The following is an 18,305-nucleotide window of genomic DNA, read 5'->3' on the forward strand; positions in this document are numbered from 1 at the left end:
CGAGCTGGCGCGGTCAGTTCTGCGACGGATAGATGCCGTACAGCGAGATGATGAAGTTCACCGCCAGGTACGGCTGCATGTTCTCGTGCGGTTGAGAGCCGCCGCTGGAAAGCGTGCTGGCGCCCGAGGTGACCACCTGGTTTCCGCCGTAGGTCCCATAGGGATAGAGGGTGCTCCCGCCGGGGCCGCCCGTCGCGAGCATCGTGCTGGCCGTGGGCGCCCCCGTATCGCCCGTGGCCGTGGTGGCCGCGACCGGGTGCGTGTGCTGCGGGATCTGGCTGGTCGTCAGGGTGACGGTTTCCACGCCGCCCTGCTGGCCGATGACGTAGGTTTCGCCTTGCGACGCGCCCCAGTGGGTCACGACCCGTCCGCGCAGGTCGGGAATGCCGAAGGTGTTCTGGCCGTCGCCGCCGTACGTCGTGCCGATCAGGTTGTAGAGCGTGTCGTTCTCGGCGATCGACATCAGCTGCCCATCGCAGAACGCCCAGCCGACCGGAGGAAAGTTGCCCCCGAACATGCGGATTTCGCCAATATAAGGCTGACTCAAGACGGGCCTCCCCAAATTCCAGCGAACGCTGATTTTTCGCCAGAATAGGGGTTGCGCGCAGATAGTACAGGGAAAAGAGATCGCCCTATGGACGCATTTTCGCTTGCCGCGGCGGCTATGCGGGGGCGGCGACTTCCGGAGCGGCGAGTTCGCCATGCAGGGCCCGCTTGAGGCGGTCTCGATCCAGAGCGCCTTCCCATCGCGCGACGACCAGGGTCGCCACGCCGTTGCCGACAAGGTTGGTCAGGGCCCGGCACTCGCTCATGAAGCGGTCGACGCCCACCAGCACGGCCAGGGCCGCGATCGGGATGTCGGGCACGACCGCCAGGGTCGCGGCCAGGGTGATGAAGCCCGCGCCCGTGACGCCGCTGGCGCCTTTCGAGGTGAGCATGGCCACGCCCAGCAGGGCCAGCTCCTGCCCCAGACTGATGGGGGTGTTGGTCGCCTGGGCCAGGAACAGGGTGGCCAGGGTCATGTAGATGTTGGTGCCGTCCAGATTGAAGCTGTAGCCCGTCGGGATCACCAGGCCGACCACCGAGCGGCGGGCGCCGGCGTTCTCCAGCTTCATCATCATCTGCGGCAGCACCGACTCCGACGAACTGGTGCCCAGCACGATCAGCAGCTCCTCCCGGATATAGGCCAGGAACCGCAGGATGGAGAAGCCGCACGCCCAGGCGATCAGGCCCAGCACCACCAGCACGAACAGCAGCGAGGTGATGTAGAAGGTCGCCACCAGCGCCCCCAGCTGGACCAGGGCGCCGATACCGTACTTGCCGATCGTGAAGCCCATGGCCCCGAACGCGCCCAGCGGCGCCAGGCGCACCACCACCTGGATGACGCCGAAGAATAGCTTGGCGGCGTCCTCCAGCACGTTGGCCACCTTGTCGCCGAAGTCGCCCAGCCGCGTGCAGGCGAAACCCGTCAGGATGGCGATCAGCAGCACCTGCAGCAGATTGCCCTCGGAGAAAGCCCCGAAGAAGGTGTCGGGAATCAGGTGCAGCAGGTAGGCGACCAGACCCTCGCCATGCTTGGCCTTTTCCAGGTAGCCGGCGGCGATCGACGGATCGAGCGTCTTGGGATCGATGTTGAAGCCGGCGCCCGGCTTCAGGGTGCGCCCGACCAGCAGACCCAGCACCAGGGCCAGGGTCGAGACGACCTCGAAATAGAGCAGGGCTTTGAGGCCCACCCGGCCGAACGCCTTGATGTCCCCCATCCGGGCGATGCCGCCCGCCACGGTGCAGAAGATCACCGGCGCGATGACCAGCTTGATCAGCTTGATGAAGCCGTCGCCCAGAGGCTTGACCGCCACGCCGATCTTCGGCCACAGCGCGCCGACCAATATGCCCAGGGCGATGGCGATCAGGACCTGGACATAGATCGATTTCAGATGCCGCAACGCGTTCGTCCCCCGGAGAGCTTCGCTCAAGCCATTTGCCGGGGTTCGCACGCCCGCCATCTTGCGCTATTGACCCTGCGCCTCGCACGCGGAGGCCCAGTAGCTCAGCAGGATAGAGCAGCGCTTTCCTAAAGCGAAGGTCGGGGGTTCGAGTCCCTCCTGGGCCGCCAGTGGCTTTGTCGTTGCAACTTAACGCTGGCCCAACGGCAACTTAAGGCCGGCAAAAGCGCGACGCAGTCGCATGTGAAGCCCATCCGGGCTCTTCACCCTGTTCGAGAACTACGTGTTCACGGTGGAGGAGAACACTTCGGTCGAGGAAGAGGTCGCTCTCGATCCCGAGCTGCTCGGCAAAGTCTTCGAGAATCTGCTGGCCTCGTACAACCCGGAGACCAGCTCGTCGGCTCGCAAGTTGTCGGGATCTTTCTACACCCCGCGCTACGTCGTCGATTTCATGGTGCGGGAAACGCTCGCGCACCAGTTCAACGCCGCGTTGAAGGGCCTCAAACCTTCAGGCGACCAGGGGCTTCGCCCCCGCGCTGAGCAATTGGACTTCGGCCCCGCGCCCGGCGAGCTGGCCATGGAGCGACCGGCAGCGACATCCAGACCCGCGTCGAACAATGGCGTCGACGCGCGCGTCCAGGACCTGCTGGACCCGACTGCGCCTGCCCCTGAATTCTCTGAGGCGGAGCGGGATGCGCTGATCAAGGCGATCGAGGATCTGAAGGTGCTCGACCCGGCCTGCGGCTCTGGCGCATTCCCCATGGGGATGTTGCAGGCATTGATGGACGCGCTGAAGCGTCTCGATCCCAACAATGATAAGTGGAAGGCCGCCCTGCGCGCGCCGCTGGCGGACCGGGTTGCCCGTGCGCCGCAATACGACATCACGCGGCGGGAAGCGGAGATCGAGGAGGCGGAGGCCGCCCTCAAGGCTTTCGATGAAGAGTTCGCCGACAACGACCTGGCCGACTATGTTCGCAAGCTGCACCTGATCGAGCGCTGCCTGTACGGCTCGGACATTCAGGCGATCGCCATCCTCATCGCCAAGCTTCGGTTCTTCATCAGCCTGGCGGTCGAGCAGACGCCCGATCCGGAAAAGCTCGACGACAATCTCGGCATCAAGCCGTTGCCGAACCTGGAAACGAAGCTGGTCGCGGCCAACAGCCTGATCCCTCTTCAACGGCCGGCGCAGGTCGATCTCTTCGCCAATCCGCGGATTGGTGAGCTGGAGCGCCTGATCGAGGATGCTACCCAACGGCACTTCGCCGCGCGAACCATGCGCACCAAGCGCAAGTACCGCGAGTTGATCCAGCAACACCGAGATGAACTGGCCGACATACTAGAGTCGGAGCATTCGCTGCCGCACGCGGATGCGCGGATGGCCGCGTGCTGGAACCCATTCGATCAGCAGGCCAGCGCGCCGTTCTTCGACCCCCTGTGGATGTTCCAGCTCCACGGCGGCTTCGACATCGTCATCGGCAATCCGCCCTACGTCCGGCAGGAAAAGATCACCGACCAAAAGCCCGCCCTTCAGGCGCACTATGGCGGCAAGGACAAGAACGGCCTGCCGCTTGGCAGCTACGCCGGAACAGCAGACCTATTCGTCTATTTCATTGAGCGTGGCGTGAAGCTGCTGCGCCCCGGCGGGGCGTTCGCTTACATCACCTCAAACAAATGGTACCGCGCCAAATACGGCGAGAACCTGCGTCACTGGTTCAACGTCAACGCCAGGATCGAGACCCTGATCGACTTCGGCGACGCCGACGTGTTCGACGCCATCGCCTACCCCACTATTCTCATCGCCGAGCGGCGCGAGCCGGCGCGGCGCGGTCCGACCTCGTCGGAACGGTTCCGCGCCCTTAACTGGCAGAACCTGGGCGAAAAGGCTGAGATCGAGGCCTTCCCGGAGCTGCTCAAAAGCGCCGGCTTCGACATGCCTCAGACGGCGTTGGAGAAGGACGGCTGGCAGATCGAGCCGACCCTCAAGCGCGAACTCCTGGCCCGCATCCGCGCGGCGGGCGTGCCGCTGAGTGACTATGTCGAGGGGCGCTTCTACTATGGCATCAAGACTGGCTTCAATGATGCCTTCGTCATCGATGGCGCGATCCGGGCCGCGCTGATCACGGCCGATCCCAAGAGCGATGAGATCATCAAACCCTTCCTGCGCGGCCGCGATGTGAAGCGCTGGCGCGTGCAGCCGCAGGATCTGTGGCTGATCTTTACCCGGCGAGGCACCGACATCGATCGGTATCCGGCCATCAAACAGCACCTGGAAGGATATCGTTCAGCGCTCGAGCCTAAGCCGCGCGACTGGACCGGAGCGGACTGGCCCGGCCGGAAGGCCGGTTCATATGAGTGGTTCGAGATCCAGGATAACGTCGCCTATTGGGAGGAATTTCTTCAGCCAAAGGTGGTCATCCCGGCCATCGAGAAGACCGTCGCCTACGCGCCTGATACGACCGGCTTCTTCAGCAACGACAAAACCAGCATCGTGGTGTCCGATGATTGGCGCTATCTGACTGCCTGCCTCAATTCGCCGGTTTCATGGTGGGTGGCCCAGACGACCTATGCGGGACGTCAGGGCGGCTTCTACGAATTCAAGCCGATGTACGTCGGACAGTTTCCGATCCCAAACGCCCGCGACGACGTGAAGGCGCTGATCGAACCGGTCGCCTTCCGCGCCGAACCACGTGAGCTCACGACCGAAACCCTGCTCAACGGTCTGAAGGCTTGGCTTCAGGCTCCCGCGCGGGCGACCGAGTTTGCGAACCTGCAGCCTCGCATCACGGACATCGAAACAGTGCGGCGCGTGGTCCTCAACGCCTTCTCACATTCCACACCGGTTACGCTTGCTCGCGCTGAAATTGTGGCGGCTATCGACGCCGTGGAGGCTCTGCATGCGGGACTGCGAGCTGAGTTTCCGACGCCTTAGTCGAGCGGTATTCCCCAATAGGCCAGCGCCGCCTTCACCTCCTCAATTGGGTAGTGCGGTCCAGGGTCAGCGAGGTCCCGTCGGATCTGGACCAGTCTTCGTTTGGCGCATTTCCGAATTCCATCGTTCAATGGCACGATGCCTAGCGGCGTGGCGGGCACCTGAACTCGCGGCCAACTCTTGGGATAAGCATCCCAATCGCCCCACGTCTCGATGGCGGCGATCGTCTCAGCCAGGCTTTCGTGATCGCAATGCCAGTCGTAGAGGTTCCGCGCGCAGATCCGAAGCATAGCCTTCACCTCCGGCATGGTGTCGGTGAACGCTTTCAGCGGGGTCGGAAGCAGGACCATGTTCGCGACGCATGAGAAGAAGCGGCGGTCTTGGACCACGGCATTCGCCTCTTGATAGGAAGGATCGTCGACGCCCCAAATATGGCAGCAGGACCAATTGGGCCGGTCGTCTGATCGCAGTCCCAGGGCATAGGTGAGAGACTTGTTGGCGTGGACATTGCCCTCTCGCTTATGTTCGGTATGGCCGGTCTGACGGTTCTTGTTGAGCTGCGGCTCGCTCCAGTTGTTCTTGTAGAAATAGGTGCGGCGGGCATGCTCCGGGTACCACATCGGAAGCAACCGGAACGTGGCTGGATCGACCCATCGTGCTGTCCTCTCAATGAGCCTCATGATTTCGCGGAGCTCCATCTCCGCGCGCAATGCATCTAAGCCGTCCGGGAGTTGTGTCGGGGTCGCCATGCCGGGTCATTATCATGCCGCCGTCCGGCGACAAGATGGGCTTGATCCTCGCGCGCAGTTACTTATAAGGGCGTATAAGAGCTTTTAGGAGATTCACTGTGGCGGTCATCGCGCGTGCTGAAGCTTTGGCTTCGATCTTCGAAGCGGGGCCGATAAATTTTGGGCCTCAGGTGTGGCTCGACCCAAAACATGGCCTAGTCGCCGGCGTCTTCCCGTCGCCAACGGCGAGATTCGACTTTGCATCGGAGAAGGCTGTCACGCTATCCGGCGAGCCGGGTGAAAGCGTCGCCGGGTCGGCCGGGCTGAAGCGAATTGTTTCGCTCCTCCATGAGGCTAAGCGCGTCGGACAAATATGTGAGATCGAAACATCCAATGCGATCTATCGCCTCGGCTCGGCGACTCAGATGCTCGTCTACGGTCTGGACTTGATCGAGGCCGCGCGGCCGGGAACTATGGAGAAGCTCTCCGCCCGCAAGAAACAAAGCAAGCGCCCCGTCGCGAAGACCCGCGCGGCGCTCTACGACGTGGAACACCCGGACTCGCATTCGACTCAGTTGAAGTGCGGCTGGTACGTCGGAACAAACAATAAGGCCGCCGAAGCCCGCGGCGTCCTGCGCCAGGCCGTGGAGCTTGCCGGTCTCGTGTGGGGGCAGGACTTCGTCGTCCGACGTTAGGTTGTGGCCTGCCCCCATTGGGTGATCCGGTTTGAATGTTAGTGCACGGGCTCTTCCGGCGCGAAGGTTTGGTTGGGCGGGCGCGCGCCTTGATCTTCCCCCGAGAGAGTGGACGGGGTTAAGCCGCTCTACGTTCGGCCTCGGCGGGGCTGATATAGCCTAGAGCCGAGTGCAGGCGACGGGAATTGTAGAAGCCCTCGATATAGCCGAACAGATCGCGCCGGGCCTCGGCGCGGGTGGCGTAGATCCGATGATGGACGCGCTCGGTCTTGAGGGTGTGGAAGAAGCTCTCCATCGGGGCGTTATCCCAGCAGTCGCCCTTGCGGCTCATGGAGGGGGTGATGCCGGCTTGGGCCAGGGCCGAGCGATAGGCCTCGGCGGCATATTGAATGCCGCGATCCGAATGATGGATGAGGCCGGGCGCGGGCTTTTGGCGTGCGATGGCCATGGTCAGGGCTTCCAGGGCGATCTGGGTGTGCAGGGTGTCGCGCATCGACCAGCCGACGAGTTTGCGGGTGTGCATGTCGAGGACGCCGGCCAGGTAGAGCCAGCCTTCGCCAGTCGGGATGTAGGTGAGATCGGCCAGCCAGACCTGGCCTGGAGCCGCCGCCTGGAAGTTGCGGGCGAGCCTGTTGGGCGCGATCGGATAGCCATGGCGGCTGTCGGTGGTGCGGGTACGGCGAGGCAACGCGGCCAGGCCGCGCAAGCCCGCCCGGCGCATCAACCGCTCGACCCGCGAGCGCCCAACGCGGCGCCCATGACCGCGCAGGACGGCGTGGACGCGCGGCGAACCATAGGTCCCACAGCTCTCGGCATGGATCAGGCGGATGTCCTCGGTCAGCGCGCGATTGGCCGCCGCCCGCCGGCTCTCGGGCCTGACGCGCCAGGCATAGTAGCCGCTGGCCGACAGACCCAGGACCCGACACATCACCCGAACCGGCCAGGCGCCGCGGTGCTCATCGACGAACCCGAACTTCATCGGGAGGCCGCTCCGAAGATGAGCGCGGCTTTTTTTAGGATGTCGCGCTCCATCCGCAGATGGTCGTTCTCGCGACGCAGGCGGGCGTTCTCGGCGGCCAGATCAGACGGCGACGGGGCCGGCGCTTGCGTGTGGGCGCGCCGCGCCGGCCCCATCACCTGCGTCCCGTACTGCATCATCCATCGTCGCAGGACCGTCTCGTGCAGGCCCAACTCCCGGGCCACCATGCCGGCCGACAGGCCGCTGCTGGCGACACGGTCAACCGCTTCTCGTTTGAAGGTCTCCGGAAAGACCCGACGCTTCACGCTCATCAGACACTCCTCTCCAGCTCCGAAAAGCTAGCATGGGTGTCCACTCAAGCGAGGGAGGATCAGGGCGCGCAGGTTCAGGTGCTTCCGTGTGTCCGGCCTGTTGATGCAGCCTTCGTCCCGGCCGCTGGCCTGTATGGAGTTCGCGGACCCGGTCCATCCCGCAATTGCGCGCTCGAGGCGCAGCTGCCGTTTCTGGTTTTCCGGGCCCCGTCTCGTGGACCGTTGCGCCATACGTCTCGTCTGACCTTCCTGCCTCCTCTGACGCTTCAGACCCTCGCAGCGATTAGGCTGCCACGGCCGGAGCTCTGTAGGACCCGCCGTGCGCCATCAGCGCCCAGACGATCCTCGTGATCTTGTTGGCTAGAGCGACGGTGACCAGCATGCGTGGCTTTCGCGACAGCATGCCAGCCAGCCATGGGCTGGCCTGAGACGGGTCCTTCGCCGCGACCTTTGCTGCTGAGCTGGCTCCCAGGATCAGAAGCCGCCGCAAGTTGCGGTCGCCCATCTTCGAGATCCGGCCGAGCCGCTCTTTGCCGCCGCTCGAGTTCTGCCGGGGTGTGAGGCCGACCCCAGGCGGCGAAGTCTCGACCACGCCGGAAGCTGCTGGCTGGTGGCGCAAGCGCCACGAGCGCTGTGGCGACGATCGGCCCCACGCCCGGGACGGTCATCAACCGCCTGGCGACCGGATCGGCCTTCGCCCGGGCTTTAATATCCCGATCGAGCATCGTGATCTTCGCCTGCAGCGCCTGGATGCCCTCGGCGATGATCGCAAGGATCGGTCGGGCCTCGGCCGGCAGGTCGGTCTCTGGATCGACGGCCAGCGCGATGAGCCGCCCGACCTGGCCAACGCCCTGGGGCACGACGAAGCCGAACTCGGCCAAGTGACCGCGCAAGGCGTTGCTGAGCTGCGTGCGCTGGCGCACCAGCAGGTCCCGGGTGCGGAAGATGATGGCCGCGCCCTGCGCTTGCGCCGTCTTCGGCGCGACGAACCGCATCGTCGGCCGCTGGGCCGCTTCGACGATGGCCTCGGCATCAGCCACGTCGTTCTTCTGCCGCTTCACGAACGGCTTGACGTATCGCGGCTGAATGAGCCGGACCTCATGGCCGAGCGCCATAAACTCCCGCGCCCAATGGTGCGCACCTGAGCACGCCTCCATCGCCACCAAGCACCTCGGCTGGCTGGCGAAGAAGCGCAGCACCTGATCGCGCCTCAGCTTCTTGCGGAACACGACCCCACCAGCCGCGTCGGCGCCATGCGCCTGAAAAACGCTCTTCGCCAGATCCAGCCCAATCGTCGTAACCTCGCCCACGGACGCCTCCTTCAAGTGGTGCTTCAACACCTCCACTCTGGCACTTCGATGCCGTCAGGGGGCGTCCACCCCATCGCAAATGGCGCTTTGCGGCACGCCCGCATTCGGCCGCGGCGCCAAGTTCTGCTTCTGCGCAGCGTGGACTTCGCGTCGAGGCTCTGGCGCGCATTGGGGGCGCAATTCCGCGTCGACGTTCGAAGCTTATCTATCTCGGGTGCGGTCGCGACCGAAGGAGAAGTCCGGGAAAACCCATTGATGGCTGAATGCCCAGAAGCCGACAACCAGCATGGTCACACCAATATCTGCCAGGCCGTCGCCATAAGGGCCACTCCAAACGAGCAGCGTTCCAATCAGGGCAACTGCGACGGCCAGGTCCCAGGCGCCTTTCTGGATCGCCGCCTTCTCCTCTCGTTCGAGCAGCGCGCGTACTGCGATTCTCTTGGCGCTGTGATCGACGAAGTCCGGGTCCGGCTCGCGCGGCGGCTCGGGCAGCGACGACGCAAGCAGCGCGTCCAATTCCTCGTTGGTCATTCGACTTAGCCTCCAGTCGTCAGGAACGCGCGCAGCTTGGCCTTGCCGCGCGAGATCAGGCTCTTGAGCGTGCCTAGCGGCAGATCGAGCATCGCGGCGGCTTCCTCGTGGGTCCATCCCTGGCCGTCGCAAAGCGCGATAGCGGCGCGGGCCTGCGGGTCCAGGCGCTCGAGCGCGGCCGCCAGATCGAGACCCAGATCGCCTCCGTGGGCTTGGGTGTTCGCCAATTGCTCGGTCGCGGTCACGTCGCGCTTGGCGCGCGATGTGACGCGCCGGCGCTCATCGAGAAACAGTCGCCACCCGATCTGCGTCAGCCACGCAGCATAGCTCCCGCCCGCCTGAAACTGCGCAGCGCGCTCCCAGGCGCGCACGAAGGTGTCCTGCGCCAGATCGTCGGCGTCGGAGGGGCTGGCGATCCGGCGTAAGAACCCACGCAACCGCGCTTCGTGGCGCGCGACGAGCAACGCGAACGCTTTCCGGTCTCCGTTGGCGGCGCGCGCGTTCAAGAGGGCGTCGTCCACCACCGGTCAATCGCGTTGGCGGCGGAGCGTTATGCCCCCCCAGACCGTCATCAGCGAACCGACGAGTAAGGGAAAGGCGCCGACGCCGAAGGCCATTCGGCGGATTGCGCTGTCAGTCTGGATTAGCGCGAAGAAGGCGCAGGCCAGGGCCAGGGCGAGAAGCAATGATCCGTTGCGAAGGTCCGACAGCCCGCGCTCGACGCGGGGACGGTCGCCCAGTGCGCGGTCGAGGAGGTCGATGTCGATCGGCAAGCCCGCGTCGATAATGCGGCGGAGCGTCTTATGAAGCATCGCCAAGCGCACCAGCCGCAGCGCCTGGATAAGGCCCGTCAGCGCGATGATGGCGATCGCGACGCTGACAATCGTCGCTCCCGCGAAATGGGCGTCCAGCATGGCGCTTCCTCATTGAGCCTGTCTTCAGACGAACCTCGGGCCGCTGGCGGATGCAACGTTGGGGAAAGAAATTTTCGGCTTCGCCGCATCTCGAGAGGCCAGCGTCGCCGTCATGCCCTGACCGAGAGCTGTTGGCTCTTTGCAGGACTAGCATCATGCCAAACCGTCGCCTTCTGCTTGTCGCAACCGTAGCCATTGCCTTGACCGCCGGAAGGCGCGCCATCGCGTCGACGCCGGTCGGCCTGGACATGGAGGGGATGGATCGGTCGGTGCGCCCAGGCGACGACTTCTACGCCTTTGCAAACGGGACATGGCAGCGCGCAGCGACGATCCCACCGGATCGAGCCTGGACGGGGCGCCGATCACGATGCAGGACCGGACGGCCGCCGACATCCGCAGCATCATCCAAAATGCCGCCAGTCGGCCTGGATCGCGGATGGGCGATCTCTATGCGAGCTACATCGATCAGACGACGATCACGGCGCATGGCCTTGCAAAGCTTCGGCCCTGGCTGAATCAGGTTGCCGCCGCCGCCGATCATTCTCGGCTGGCCGCGGTGATGGGGCGGCTCGCGCCCTATGACGTCGGCGGACTTTTCGCCATCGGCATTGGCGAAGACGACAAAGCGCCTGGCGCCATGGTGGTGACACTCAAACAGGGCGGGCTGGTCCTGCCTGGCCGCGACCTCTATCTCGCCGGCGGCGGAGCCAGCGTGCGCCTGACGGCCTATCGGTCGTATCTGGAGCGCATCCTTACCCTGAGCGGCGTCGATACCGCCCTCGACCGCGCGGACGCGATCATAGCGTTCGAGACGGCGCTGGCCCAGGTTCATCGGGCGCCCAGCGACGCCCGCAACGCCGACGCGTCCTACAACGCCTACACCGTCACCGATCTTGAGCGGGAGGCTCGGGGCTTCGACTGGAGGTCATGGCTGGGCGCGATGAAGCTGGACGGCCGCCCACGCTATATCGTCGCCCAGCCCGACGCCCTAGCGGGCGAAGCAGCGGTATGGGCAAGAACGCCAATTCGTGTCCTTCAGGATTATCTGCGCGTCAGGGTGCTGACGACCTACGCCCGCTATCTGCCGCCCGCCTTCGCCGACGCGCGCTTTGCCTTGTTCGGGACGGCGCTGGCTGGGACCGCCGAGCAGCCCCCCCGTTGGCGCCAAGGTGTGTCGCTCGTGACCAACCTCTTGGGCGACGACGTCGGGCGGGCCTATGTCGCGGCCCACCTGACTCCTGAGGCGCGAGGGCAGGCCGCTCGTCTGGTCAAGAACATCGTGGCCGCGTTGGACGCTAAACTGGCCGCGGCTGCGTGGATGACGCCGACAACGCGGATACGGGCGCGGGACGAAGCTAGCCCGGACCCGCCTTAAGATCGGCTATCCGGATCGTTGGCCAGCCGGCGCGCAGGTTCCGATCGCGCGCGATGACTTGATTGGCAATGTGGCCCGTCTCAACGCCGCGCGGTTCGCCGATCTGGTCGCCAGGCTCGACCGGCCGATCGATCGCGACGCCTGGGTGGCCCCGGTCACCGTCCCCAACGCCTTCGCCAGCGCCGGCGCCAACGAGATCATCCTCCCCGCGGCCATTCTTCAGCCCCCGCTGTTCGATCCGAAGGCCGACGCGGCCGTCAACTACGCGCGGATAGGCGCAACGGTGGCCCACGAACTGTGTCACCTGTTCGATGACCAGGGGCGCAAATACGACGAGCATGGCGCCCTTCGCGACTGGTGGACGCAGGCCGACGTCGAAGCCTTCCAGCAGCGCGAACGAGCGCTGATCGCCCAGGCTTCCAGCTACGAACCGCTCAAGGATGTTCCGGTGAACGGCGCACTGACGATCGGCGAGAACATCGCCGATCTAGCAGGGCTTGAGGTCGCCTACGCAGCGTTTCGTAATCTTCCCGCAAGCGCCCGGCCAATGCTCGACGGCATGACCGCCGATCAACGCTTCTTCATTGCGTGGGCGCAGGCTTGGCGCTCCGCCTATCGCGAACCCTTCCTAAGGACCCTGCTCCAATCCGACGCACATGCGCCAGGGCGCGAACGGGCGCTGACGGTCAGGAACATGGATGCCTGGTATGCGGCGTTCGGCTCGGCGGCTGAGGGCCGGCTCTTCTTGCCAGAGCACGAACGGGTGCGCTTCTGGTAGTCGCCAGCCAAGGCGCGGCGGCGCCCCGCTTTGACGATGAGGGCTGGGGCGCTCATTGGCCACTCCAGTGTGGAAATCAGCCAAGCTGGGCTGCGGTCAAGTTTTCGGCTTCGACATAAGAGGCATTAGCGCGGAGGTCGATGGCTACGGCGGGGCCGCTATCGTTTCGTCATCGGGCCGGACGGCATGTGAGTGGATGAAAGGCGCTCAGCTTCGGCGGGCGCGACCCCCTCACGGATCAGCGCCTCCGTGAGAGCGCGTTCCCGAGGCGCGGTAACGTCGGGAGCAACCCCCGTCCCGTCCCATCCGGATGATCCTGGAAAGTAGCTACGGCCAACCGGAATGAAGGCAGAATAACCGCCCGGCAGCTCCACGGTTCCACCGTAGCTTCCCGCTCCAGCGGTCTTCTCGCCGATGAGAAGGCCCCGGCCTGTTCCCTTGAGCACGGCCGCGAGATGCTCGCCAGCGGACACCGTCCGGCCGGAGATCAGATAGTAGATCCTTGCGGAGCGCCATGGCGTATCAGCGCCAGGCACGGCGCGCTGCTCGAAACGTCGAACCGCCTTTGGAGCCTCGACGCGCACAAAAGCCGCAGAGGGGCGTCTTCACCGTCGTCCTACGCCCGCGCGGGTCTCCATCACCATGAGGGTTCCGGGCTTTGAAAAGATCCGGGAGAAAATCGCGTTCATCTCCTCGAGCCCGCCGCCATGGTGAGTGCGGCCATCGATGATCAAGGCCTTGGCCTCCTGGTGGGCGTCGAGGAACCGCGCCACATGACGGGCCTCGTCGCCGCCCGCGAAGGCATTGAAACGGACATAGGCGATGTTGGGCGCGATCCAGCCAGCCTGTTCCATCGGGTCGGGGCGGGGCCGTCGCGGCGGTGGCGTGGCGGCGGTTGTCGCCGTGGTCTCCGGCTTGTCCGCTCGCGGGGGCGCTAAGGTGAAGATGTCCGTCCGGCGCCACCGCCTGTAGGTCCGCCGTTACGGTTCTCGCCAGGGTTTCAGCGTCGGATATGTCGGCGTAGCCGCCCGCGTCGAGCTTGCGGCGCAGCATGGCCGCATAGGCCTCTCCTCTCTCAGGAAAGACAAAGCGTTGCTCCAGGGCCTCGGCGAGGCGGCGCACGACCGCCGTCGTCGTGGCGGGGGTTTGATCGGCCGCGCCACAGGGCGTCGCACCAATCGTTGCGGCGGCCCCATGTAGGTGTCGAGCGAGTTGGTTTTCTCGCCCTTCAGGACAGCGTTCATGCCCATATATTGGAACACGCCCGCACGCTGCATCAGCGACAACTGATCGTGGCGAGCCTTCGCCTCGCGGGCCGTCAATTGGCCGACTTCCTGCGGCTTGGCCTGCTCGGCCGCCTGCGCCGACAGCTCGTCCGCGAGCTTCAGGCGATCGGCAAGCGTTTCCGTCGAGGGCGCGCCCGTCTCCACGTCCGCGCCAGCCTGGGCCGGCGCGGTGAGCGGCTGATATGGCTGTGGGCCGGGGCCGACGCCGACAGGCGATACCATCCAAGTCCTCCTTGCGTGCATGGGCGGGCCATTCCACCCGTGCGAGTATTGCGCCATCCCTCGCCTAGATGAAGAATTGACTGTGATCGGCGTAGTAGAAGGTCTCGATCCTTGCGCCGAGATAGTAGTCCTTGATGACAATGACATCGCCGTAGCAAAGGCGCTGGACTCGGAGAAGACTAGGTCATCGCCATCGCGGTGATGCGCGATTTCCCCCTGCCGTGCGAAGTGATCGACGACTAGCGCAGCCTAGGTCCAAAAGCGCGTCGGCGTGTTCGGCGCGCGACGCCCATGAAAACAGTTTAGAGAGACGCAACAGAAGCCCGGCCTGGCTTTTGACATGCCCGCGCACCTGCCGGAGCGTAAGTTCGGCGCGGACGCTCAAGATGACATGACGCAACGCTTGCAATAGCCTGAGGGCGGTATTGGAGTTTTGAATGTCGCCGCGTGCAACGTCCCCCGAAGATCCCCGCATGGTCTTTTGGAACCGTCGCGCGACGCCGCCTTTCACGGCCCTGCGCGCGTTCGCGGCCGTCGGCGAATTTGGCGGCATCCGCAAGGCCGCCGCGGTGCTGGAGCTGGACCACGCCGCAGTCAGCCGGCATCTTCGCAGTCTGGAGGTCTGGGCCGGCGTCCCGCTGGTCGAGCGCGGCGCCAATGGCGGCAAGCTGACGCCAGAGGGCGCGAAGTTTCACGCTCGCATAACCTCCGCCCTCAACGAAATCGCTGTTGCTTCCGCCGATCTCCTGCATGGCTCGGACGAGCGCACGCTGCAGATTTCCTGCATCCCCGGTCTGGCCTCCAACTGGCTCCTGGCGCGCCTGGCCGACTTTCGCCAGTCCCATCCCGAGATCCAACTGGTGCTGCGTCCCTCGGACACCGCGCCGGACTTCACGCGGCGCGATATGGACGGCGACATCCGCTATGTGATCGACGCCGCGCCGGACAAGCCGCCCGCCGGAGAGATCGAAACGGTGCAACTGGCTCGCCCGCCGGTTCTGGCTGTCGCCAGTCCAGCGCGCCTTGACACCTTGGGCCGACCCTCGACCGCGGCGGATCTCTTGCAGGGGCCTCTGCTGCACGAGGAGAACGCCCGACAGTGGACCGCCTGGTTCGAGGCCAATGGCGTCACCTCGGAGCCGGATCTGCCCGGCCACCGGCTCTGGCATGCCCACCTGGCCGTCGACGCCGCCCGGCGCGGGGAGGGCCTGGCCCTGGCCAACGCCTTCCTGGTCGGCGACGATTTCAAGGCGGGCCGGCTGGTGGATGTCGGCGCGTTGGTCGGCGCACAGCCGATCGTCATGGGCCGCTATGTGTTTTCGGCCCGACGCGACCGCTGGCGCACACCGGCGCTGCTGGCCTTCCGGCGATGGTTGGTGCGAGAGGCCGAAGGAGAAGCGGCGCGCTGGTGACGCGTATCGGTGACGTTTTGTCACCACTCGCAGCGGAGTTGTCATCTCCGCATCGCGGCGGTTGTGATCGAGCATCCTCTCAGGTGTTTTGTTTCCTGAGAGAGCTGCCTTGTCCGCCTTCGCGACCGCTCCTGTTTCCAACGCTTCCCTCCTGGAGCGGCGCCGCGCGGCGGTGTCCTCGGGCGTGGCCAGCTCCACGACGGTCTATGCGGACAGAGCGTTCAACGCCGAGATCTGGGACGTAGAGGGACGCCGCTACATCGATTTTGCCGGCGGCATCGCCGTCCTCAACGTCGGCCATCGTCATCCTCGGGTGATGGCGGCGGTTCAGGACCAGTTGGAGCGCTTTACCCACACCGCCTTCCAGGTGCTGGCCTACGAGCCCTATGTGGCGTTGGCCGAGCGCCTCAACGCCCTGGCCCCGATCGACGGACCGGCCAAGACGATCTTGTTCACCAGCGGCGCCGAGGCCGTCGAGAACGCGGTGAAGATCGCGCGGGCGGCCACGGGCCGGCCTGGCGTGATCGCGTTCACCGGCGCTTTCCACGGCCGTACGACCCTGTCCTCGGCGCTTACCGGAAAGGTCGCGCCCTACAAGCGCATGTTCGGCGGCGCGCCGGCCAATATCTTCCATGCGCCGTTTCCGATCGCGGCGCAGGGCGTCAGCGTCGAGGACAGCCTCAAGGCCCTCGACTTCCTGTTCGCCGCCGACCTGCATCCCAGTTCCGTGGCGGCGATCATCATCGAGCCCGTGCAGGGCGAGGGCGGCTTCCATCCCGCGCCCGACGCCCTGATGACCGCGCTGCGGGCCATTTGCGACACGCATGGCATCCTGCTGATCGCCGACGAGGTCCAGACCGGCTTTGGCCGCACGGGCAAGATGTTCGGCGCCGAGCATTGGAGCGTGCGGCCCGACCTGATCACCGTGGCCAAGTCGCTGGCCGGGGGCTTTCCCCTGTCCGGCGTCATTGGACGCGCGTCGCTTTTGGACGCCGTCGAGCCCGGCGGCCTGGGCGGGACCTACGGCGGCTCACCGGTCGCCTGCGCCGCGGCCCTGGCGGTGCTCGACGTCATGGCGGACGAGGCCCTGTGCGCGCGCGCCGACCTCATAGGCGCGCGGCTGCGTGAGCGCATCGCGGGCTTCGCCGGGCGCGACGACCTGATCCCGACCCGCGGCCTGCGTGGCCCGGGGGGCGATGATCGGCTTCGATGTCGTGACCGCCGATGGACAGCCCGACGGCGCTGGCGCCAAGGCCGTGGCGGGGCGGGCCCTGGAGCGCGGCCTGATCCTGCTGACCTGCGGCGTCGGCGGCGAGACGATCCGGGTGCTGGCGCCTTTGACCATCCCCCTCGAGCAGCTGGACGAGGGCCTCGACATCCTCGAGGACAGCCTGCGCCTGGATATCGCCTGATGGACGGCGCGAACCACCTTCCGGCCCTGGCGCTGAGACGGCCCGACCTTCTGCGCCAGGTCGCCTATGTCGATGGCCAATGGATCGGCGGTCCCGAGGAGATCGCCGTGACCTCCCCCGCCACCGGCCAGCGCCTTGGCGCCGTTCCGGATCTTGGCGCGGATGTCGCGACCCAAGCCGTCGCCGCGGCTCATGCCGCCTTCGAGCCGTGGCGCAAGCTGAGCGCAAAGGCGCGGGGCGCGATCCTGCGGCGCTGGCGCGACCTGATCCTGGAGAACGTCGAGGATCTGGCCCGGTTGATGACCGCCGAACAGGGCAAGCCCCTGGCCGAGGCGCGCGGGGAGGTGGCCTATGCGGCCAGCTTCCTTGAGTGGTTTTCCGAGGAGGCCAAGCGCGTCTACGGCGACGTCATTCCGGGGCACGACGCCAGCAAGCGCCTGTTGGCGCTGAAGCAGCCGATCGGCGTGGTGGCGGCGGTGACGCCGTGGAACTTTCCGGCGGCGATGATCACCCGCAAGGTCGGCCCCGCCCTGGCGGTGGGCTGCACGGTGGTGCTCAAGCCGTCCGAGCTGACCCCCTTCTCCGCCCTGGCCCTGGCCGCGCTGGGCGAGGAGGCGGGCGTGCCGCCGGGCGTGTTCAACGTCGTGACGGGGCAGGCCGCCCCGATCGGCGAGGTGCTGACCGGCGATCCGCGGGTGCGCAAGTTCACCTTCACGGGATCGACGCCGGTCGGGAAGATGCTGGCCGCCCGCTGCATGGCCACGGTCAAGCGCGTATCGCTGGAACTGGGCGGCAACGCGCCGTTCATCGTCTTCGACGACGCCGACCTGGACAAGGCTGTCGAGGGCGCGATGGCCTCGAAGTTCCGAAACACCGGCCAGACCTGCGTCTGCGCAAACCGCCTGCTGGTGCAGGCCGGCGTCTACGAGGCCTTCGCGCGGAAGCTGACGGCGCGCGTTGAAAAGCTGGTGGTAGGCGATGGCCTGTCCGGTCCCACCGACCAGGGGCCGCTGATCAACGCCGCCGCCGCCGCCAAGGTGGCCCGTCATGTCGAGAACGCCGTCGCGGGCGGCGCGGTCGTGCGCACCGGCGGCCAAGCGCTCGCGGGGGCGGGCTACTTCTACGCGCCAACCGTGCTGACGGGCGTCACTGGAGACATGGCCATGGCCCGGGAAGAGACCTTCGGTCCCGTCGCCGGCCTGATCCGGTTCGAAACCGAAGCCGAGGCCATCGCGATCGCCAACGACACCAGCGCCGGCCTCGCGGCGTACCTCTTCACGCGTGACCTGGACCGCTCGTGGAGGGTCGGCGAGGCGCTGGAATACGGCATGGTCGGGCTGAACACGGGCCTGATCTCCACCGAGGTCGCGCCCTTTGGCGGGGTCAAGGAGTCGGGCCTGGGCCGCGAAGGATCTCGCCACGGCGTCGACGAGTTCGTCGAACTCAAACTTCTGTGCAGCGATATCGCGGAGGACTAGGC

Annotated in this window: 13 protein-coding genes, 1 tRNA gene and 5 pseudogenes; 9 read left to right on the forward strand and 10 right to left on the reverse strand. The window is 65.9% G+C overall.

Annotated features, from left to right (window positions below; genetic code table 11):
* Positions 1–13: 13 nt before the first annotated feature.
* Together ACHMW8_RS10335 and ACHMW8_RS10340 are read right to left on the reverse strand one after the other, a co-directional pair.
* On the reverse strand, positions 14–547 hold the full coding sequence (locus ACHMW8_RS10335) for a phage tail protein (protein ID WP_125156858.1): 534 nt from the start codon (positions 545–547) through the stop codon (positions 14–16).
* A 115-nt stretch (positions 548–662) separates the two neighbouring features.
* Positions 663–1,934: a dicarboxylate/amino acid:cation symporter gene (locus ACHMW8_RS10340; RefSeq protein WP_395445937.1), complete on the reverse strand. Its 1,272-nt coding sequence runs from the start codon at positions 1,932–1,934 to the stop codon at positions 663–665.
* Positions 1,935–2,036: 102 nt separating this feature from the next.
* Here ACHMW8_RS10340 and ACHMW8_RS10345 point away from each other — a divergent pair.
* Positions 2,037–2,113 (forward strand) — tRNA-Arg (locus ACHMW8_RS10345).
* 113 nt (positions 2,114–2,226) lie between these two features.
* Positions 2,227–4,872, forward strand: a complete 2,646-nt coding sequence (locus ACHMW8_RS10350) for an Eco57I restriction-modification methylase domain-containing protein (protein ID WP_395445489.1) — start codon at positions 2,227–2,229, stop codon at positions 4,870–4,872.
* Here ACHMW8_RS10350 and ACHMW8_RS10355 read toward each other — a convergent pair.
* On the reverse strand, positions 4,869–5,621 hold the full coding sequence (locus ACHMW8_RS10355) for a hypothetical protein (RefSeq protein ID WP_395445490.1): 753 nt from the start codon (positions 5,619–5,621) through the stop codon (positions 4,869–4,871). The two genes, ACHMW8_RS10350 and ACHMW8_RS10355, sit on opposite strands and share 4 nt — an antisense overlap.
* 98 nt (positions 5,622–5,719) lie before the next feature.
* Here ACHMW8_RS10355 and ACHMW8_RS10360 point away from each other — a divergent pair, with 98 nt between their 5' ends.
* Entirely contained in the window at positions 5,720–6,295 is a 576-nt protein-coding gene (locus tag ACHMW8_RS10360) for a hypothetical protein (RefSeq protein WP_395445491.1), read from the forward strand.
* A 118-nt stretch (positions 6,296–6,413) separates the two neighbouring features.
* Here ACHMW8_RS10360 and ACHMW8_RS10365 read toward each other — a convergent pair.
* The 5 genes and pseudogenes from ACHMW8_RS10365 to ACHMW8_RS10385 form a co-directional block, all read right to left on the reverse strand.
* Positions 6,414–7,585, reverse strand: a protein-coding gene (locus ACHMW8_RS10365; protein WP_395443854.1) for an IS3 family transposase whose coding sequence is annotated in 2 segments (ribosomal slippage) — positions 6,414–7,312 and positions 7,312–7,585 — 1,173 coding nt in all. Because the reading frame shifts where the segments join, the coding sequence is not laid out codon by codon here.
* Positions 7,586–7,868: 283 nt separating this feature from the next.
* Positions 7,869–8,895 (reverse strand): annotated as a pseudogene (locus ACHMW8_RS10370) (IS110 family transposase).
* Between the two features lie 201 nt (positions 8,896–9,096).
* The gene (locus ACHMW8_RS10375) at positions 9,097–9,426 is read right to left on the reverse strand and encodes a hypothetical protein (RefSeq protein WP_395445492.1); all 330 of its coding nucleotides are present in this window, start codon (positions 9,424–9,426) and stop codon (positions 9,097–9,099) included.
* A 5-nt stretch (positions 9,427–9,431) separates the two neighbouring features.
* A complete protein-coding gene (locus tag ACHMW8_RS10380; protein WP_158624665.1) occupies positions 9,432–9,947 on the reverse strand; it encodes an RNA polymerase sigma factor in 516 nt (171 codons plus the stop codon).
* Positions 9,948–9,953: 6 nt separating this feature from the next.
* The gene (locus ACHMW8_RS10385; protein WP_125156845.1) at positions 9,954–10,340 is read right to left on the reverse strand and encodes a hypothetical protein; all 387 of its coding nucleotides are present in this window, start codon (positions 10,338–10,340) and stop codon (positions 9,954–9,956) included.
* Positions 10,341–10,650: 310 nt separating this feature from the next.
* Between ACHMW8_RS10385 and ACHMW8_RS10390 the strand changes: the two genes are divergently transcribed.
* Positions 10,651–11,715 carry a hypothetical protein gene (locus ACHMW8_RS10390; RefSeq protein ID WP_395445493.1) on the forward strand — a complete coding sequence of 355 codons (1,065 nt, stop codon included), beginning with the start codon at positions 10,651–10,653 and terminating at the stop codon, positions 11,713–11,715.
* Positions 11,716–11,785: 70 nt separating this feature from the next.
* On the forward strand, positions 11,786–12,493 hold the full coding sequence (locus tag ACHMW8_RS10395; protein WP_395445494.1) for a M13-type metalloendopeptidase: 708 nt from the start codon (positions 11,786–11,788) through the stop codon (positions 12,491–12,493).
* Positions 12,494–12,651: 158 nt separating this feature from the next.
* On the opposite strand, the pseudogene ACHMW8_RS10400 reads toward ACHMW8_RS10395, so the two are convergent.
* Positions 12,652–13,347, reverse strand: a pseudogene (locus ACHMW8_RS10400) (S41 family peptidase).
* 70 nt (positions 13,348–13,417) lie between these two features.
* Positions 13,418–14,038 (reverse strand): annotated as a pseudogene (locus ACHMW8_RS10405) (hypothetical protein); the annotation flags it as partial.
* Between the two features lie 436 nt (positions 14,039–14,474).
* Here ACHMW8_RS10405 and ACHMW8_RS10410 point away from each other — a divergent pair.
* From ACHMW8_RS10410 to ACHMW8_RS10425, 4 genes and pseudogenes are all read left to right on the forward strand, one after another.
* Positions 14,475–15,413 carry a LysR substrate-binding domain-containing protein gene (locus ACHMW8_RS10410; protein ID WP_158624659.1) on the forward strand — a complete coding sequence of 313 codons (939 nt, stop codon included), beginning with the start codon at positions 14,475–14,477 and terminating at the stop codon, positions 15,411–15,413.
* Between the two features lie 184 nt (positions 15,414–15,597).
* Positions 15,598–16,509: pseudogene (locus ACHMW8_RS10415) on the forward strand (aminotransferase class III-fold pyridoxal phosphate-dependent enzyme); the annotation flags it as partial.
* Positions 16,510–16,609: 100 nt separating this feature from the next.
* Positions 16,610–16,825: a hypothetical protein gene (locus tag ACHMW8_RS10420; RefSeq protein ID WP_395445938.1), complete on the forward strand. Its 216-nt coding sequence runs from the start codon at positions 16,610–16,612 to the stop codon at positions 16,823–16,825.
* Positions 16,826–16,932: 107 nt separating this feature from the next.
* Positions 16,933–18,303 (forward strand): annotated as a pseudogene (locus ACHMW8_RS10425) (NAD-dependent succinate-semialdehyde dehydrogenase); the annotation flags it as partial.
* Between the last annotated feature and the right edge of the window lie 2 nt (positions 18,304–18,305).

The organism is Caulobacter sp. UC70_42 (genome assembly GCF_044056025.1).
GTDB lineage: Bacteria > Pseudomonadota > Alphaproteobacteria > Caulobacterales > Caulobacteraceae > Caulobacter.

Excerpts from the sequence above, each read along its gene's own strand:
- ACHMW8_RS10390 (WP_395445493.1), top strand. The coding sequence starts at position 10,651 with ATGGCAGCGCGCAGCGACGATCCCACCGGATCGAGCCTGGACGGGGCG.
- ACHMW8_RS10385 (WP_125156845.1), bottom strand. The coding sequence starts at position 10,340 with ATGCTGGACGCCCATTTCGCGGGAGCGACGATTGTCAGCGTCGCGATC.
- ACHMW8_RS10375 (WP_395445492.1), bottom strand. The coding sequence starts at position 9,426 with ATGACCAACGAGGAATTGGACGCGCTGCTTGCGTCGTCGCTGCCCGAG.
- ACHMW8_RS10420 (WP_395445938.1), top strand. The coding sequence starts at position 16,610 with ATGATCGGCTTCGATGTCGTGACCGCCGATGGACAGCCCGACGGCGCT.
- ACHMW8_RS10410 (WP_158624659.1), top strand. The coding sequence starts at position 14,475 with ATGGTCTTTTGGAACCGTCGCGCGACGCCGCCTTTCACGGCCCTGCGC.
- ACHMW8_RS10355 (WP_395445490.1), bottom strand. The coding sequence starts at position 5,621 with ATGGCGACCCCGACACAACTCCCGGACGGCTTAGATGCATTGCGCGCG.